2 protein-coding genes are annotated in these 3,114 nt (G+C 43.1%); one reads left to right on the top strand and one right to left on the bottom strand.

Going from position 1 to position 3,114, the window contains the following annotated elements; genetic code table 11:
- The first annotated feature begins 897 nt into the window (after positions 1–897).
- Positions 898–2,244: an NADP-specific glutamate dehydrogenase gene (gene gdhA, locus I3248_RS12050; RefSeq protein ID WP_238063979.1), complete on the top strand. Its 1,347-nt coding sequence runs from the start codon at positions 898–900 to the stop codon at positions 2,242–2,244.
- A 142-nt stretch (positions 2,245–2,386) separates the two neighbouring features.
- On the opposite strand, the gene I3248_RS12045 is transcribed toward gdhA, so the two are convergent.
- Positions 2,387–3,085 carry a hypothetical protein gene (locus I3248_RS12045; RefSeq protein ID WP_238063978.1) on the bottom strand — a complete coding sequence of 233 codons (699 nt, stop codon included), beginning with the start codon at positions 3,083–3,085 and terminating at the stop codon, positions 2,387–2,389.
- Positions 3,086–3,114 lie beyond the last annotated feature (29 nt).

The raw sequence follows: 3,114 nt of genomic DNA, 5'->3' as shown, positions 1-3,114 counted from the left end.
TGGAACAATTTTAGCGATCAGCAGTGCCTATTTGCGAATGTTCAACACGCCCTAGATAAAAGATAAATAGTCTGGCAAACTAGACTGAGTATTATAAACCCTTACTATCATTAATGATATAGATTGATGGTCTGGATATCTTAATATTTGCTATTTTCTTACCTTTTATCTTGTTTTATTAACCTTTCGTGCGTTTATAGCTGCTTGAATAGTTGACAAGTTATATATGAATTTGACAGCTATAAGGATAAAAATTAGTATAAGTTGAGAGTTTGCACTGCTATCAGTAATGATCACGGCTTGTTTAAGCAAGGTTATAATGCGATGTAGCACATCTTTTGTTCACAGTTACAGCTTAAGCGACAAGGTCTAGCATCACTACAGCAACTTGCTTATCAGCCATTTATCTATCGCCATCTAGCTATTGTCAGCAAAACAACATGACCGCCGAGGACTATTATAACTTCCGACGATATGGTTATTTACTAGACTTATACGCGCAAAAAATGATATATAGTTGTATCGAAACTATGGTTTCATTAATTCGATTTCATTAATTTGATTTCATCGGTTTTATCCTTTTGTTCGTCAAATAAACGCTTGGAGCGCCTGCTAAAATTGTCCTTTAACAGACTCGCTTTAATAGACTTGTTATAGAGCAATGAGCAAGCGATGAACGCGGCGCTATTGAGCGACCAAACTCGGATGTGTAAATACCTTGAATATACTAGTACAGGGGGCTACATAGGTCGCCATGTACCATTCTCTTTTATTCTAATAATTGCAATCCTACATCGTTATGGACAGTACCTTGCTTGTAGTGCAAGCAGGCGATAGCACGACACCGTCATACCATGATCAATTATAGAATTATCATCTCTACTTTAAGGACGCTATATGAGTATCAGTCAAGCCATCGAAAAAGTCGAAACCCGCTACGCCCATCAGCCCGAATTTGTACAAGCCGTAAAAGAAGTTGCGCTTACTATTGCTCCTTTATATGACGCCCATCCTGAATACGAAAAAAATAAGATATTTGAGCGCTTAGTAGAGCCTGATCGTATCATTGCTTTTCGTATTAACTGGGAAAACGACAAAGGTGAAGTACAAGTCAACCGCGGCTGGCGGGTACAGTTTAGTAATGCGCTAGGGCCTTATAAAGGCGGCGTCCGTTTTCATCCTACCGTTAACCAATCGGTACTCAAGTTCTTAGGCTTTGAGCAAATCTTCAAAAATGCTTTGACTGGTCTGCCAATAGGCGGCGGTAAAGGGGGCTCAGATTTTGACCCTAAAGGTAAGTCTGACAGTGAGATTCGCCGCTTTTGCTACGCCTTTATGCGCGAGCTGCATCACTACGTCAGTAAAGACATGGACGTACCTGCAGGCGACATCGGTGTTGGTGGCCGTGAGGTCAGCTATATGTTTGCCATGTACAAGAACTTGACCCATGAATACAGCGGCGTATTAACTGGTAAAGGTGTCGGGTTCGGTGGCAGCTTGATGCGTACCGAAGCTACAGGGTATGGCGCAGTGTACTTTTTAGAGAACATGCTTAAAGTACAAAACGAGAGTATCGAAGGCAAAAGAGTATTAGTCACAGGCGCAGGAAACGTGTCGCTGCACGCGGCTGAAAAGGTCAATATGCTGGGCGGCATAGCTATTACTGTCTCGGATTCTAAAGGCACTTTGTACGACGAAAATGGCTTCGATCAAGAAAAAATCGACTGGCTGAAGAAGCAAAAAGATCAAAGCAAGCCTTTGGCCGACTATGTTGATAAGTTTGGCGGTGAGTGGTTTGCAGGCAAAAAACCTTGGCACATCAAAGGTGATATCGCTATCCCATCAGCGACGCAAAACGAAGTCGATGAAGACGATGCTAAGATGATGGTCGACAATGGTATCAAGTATGTGGTGGAAGGCGCGAACATGCCACTCACTGCCGAAGCGATCGATCATATCCGTGAGCACCGCGTCCATTATGCGCCAGGTAAAGCGGCCAATGCTGGCGGTGTTGCGGTATCAGCGCTTGAGATGTCACAGAACTCTGTACGTCAGTACAAGAGCTTTGAGCAAATCGATACGCGCCTAAAAAACATCATGAAAGATATCCATGACAGCGCCGCGTCTGCTTCTGACAAATACAACCAGACCGATAATGGTTATATCGACTATATGGCAGGTTCAAACATCGTTGGCTTTAAGCGCGTTGCTGATGCGTTATGCGCTTATGGCATCTTGAACTAATAGCGGCTTAGCGTAAGCTTGCTATCTGTGAGCTTGCCTAAATAGTAGTATACAAAAATATCGGGCTTGGCTGTTTAAAAGCCAAACGCGGTATTTTTTGGTTTAGGGTTTGGGTTTATTGGATTTATCATTTAAATAAACGCTAATACTGACGGATAATTTTCACCCCAACAGGCGGCGTAGCGAGCTCCTGACGTTCAAAAGCCCAATTATGACCTTCCCAAAAGTGCGCCGTCTTGTCGTTGTCATTAAAGCCAAGCAGCAGTATCTCTAAAGGCGCGATTGTTTTTTGTAGATGATTTATACTCTTCAGGCGCGGCACTGCTTTGCGAGCCGCTAATAGCAATCGATACAACAAAAACCCAGAGGTCGGTGCTGAAGAATGGATGTCAGCAAAGCTCGGATAGTCAGCGACCACCGGATGCTGCTCGGATAGTACGCGGCAATACTCCGTGCTATCAAAGATAGCCTTTAAGTCGTTCGTCATACTCAAGACTCGCTTGTTGCTGATAGGATCATCGTTCGGTTTAGGGTCATCAGCAGGGGTAGGGAACTGATAGCTGATATTACTAAGAAAAATACCCAAAGTGGCCTGCTGCGCTATCTGCTCGATTGCGATTAAGTTATTGCTTCTCGGCGGCAAGCCAAAATGCAATTGACTATCGCCAATCTGCCTAAAAAATAACAGCTTAGGTAAGGTTTTGGCAAGTGCATGAGTGGCAAAGAAGTCAGCATGAATGAAGTCATTGAACAGGACTAAGATATCGGTAGGCTTCAGAGTTTGCTCTAACGTTTCGATAGTGATCGAGGGGTTCCAAACAGTTAAATAAAATATATACAAACCTACCTATTTATTACTATAATAGATAG

Origin of the sequence: Psychrobacter sp. Ps3, assembly GCF_022129275.1 — a bacterium.
Classification (GTDB): Bacteria; Pseudomonadota; Gammaproteobacteria; order Pseudomonadales; family Moraxellaceae; genus Psychrobacter; species Psychrobacter submarinus.
The sequence above is the reverse complement of the archived record's forward strand: the minus strand, read 5'-3'. Positions and strand labels throughout refer to the sequence as shown.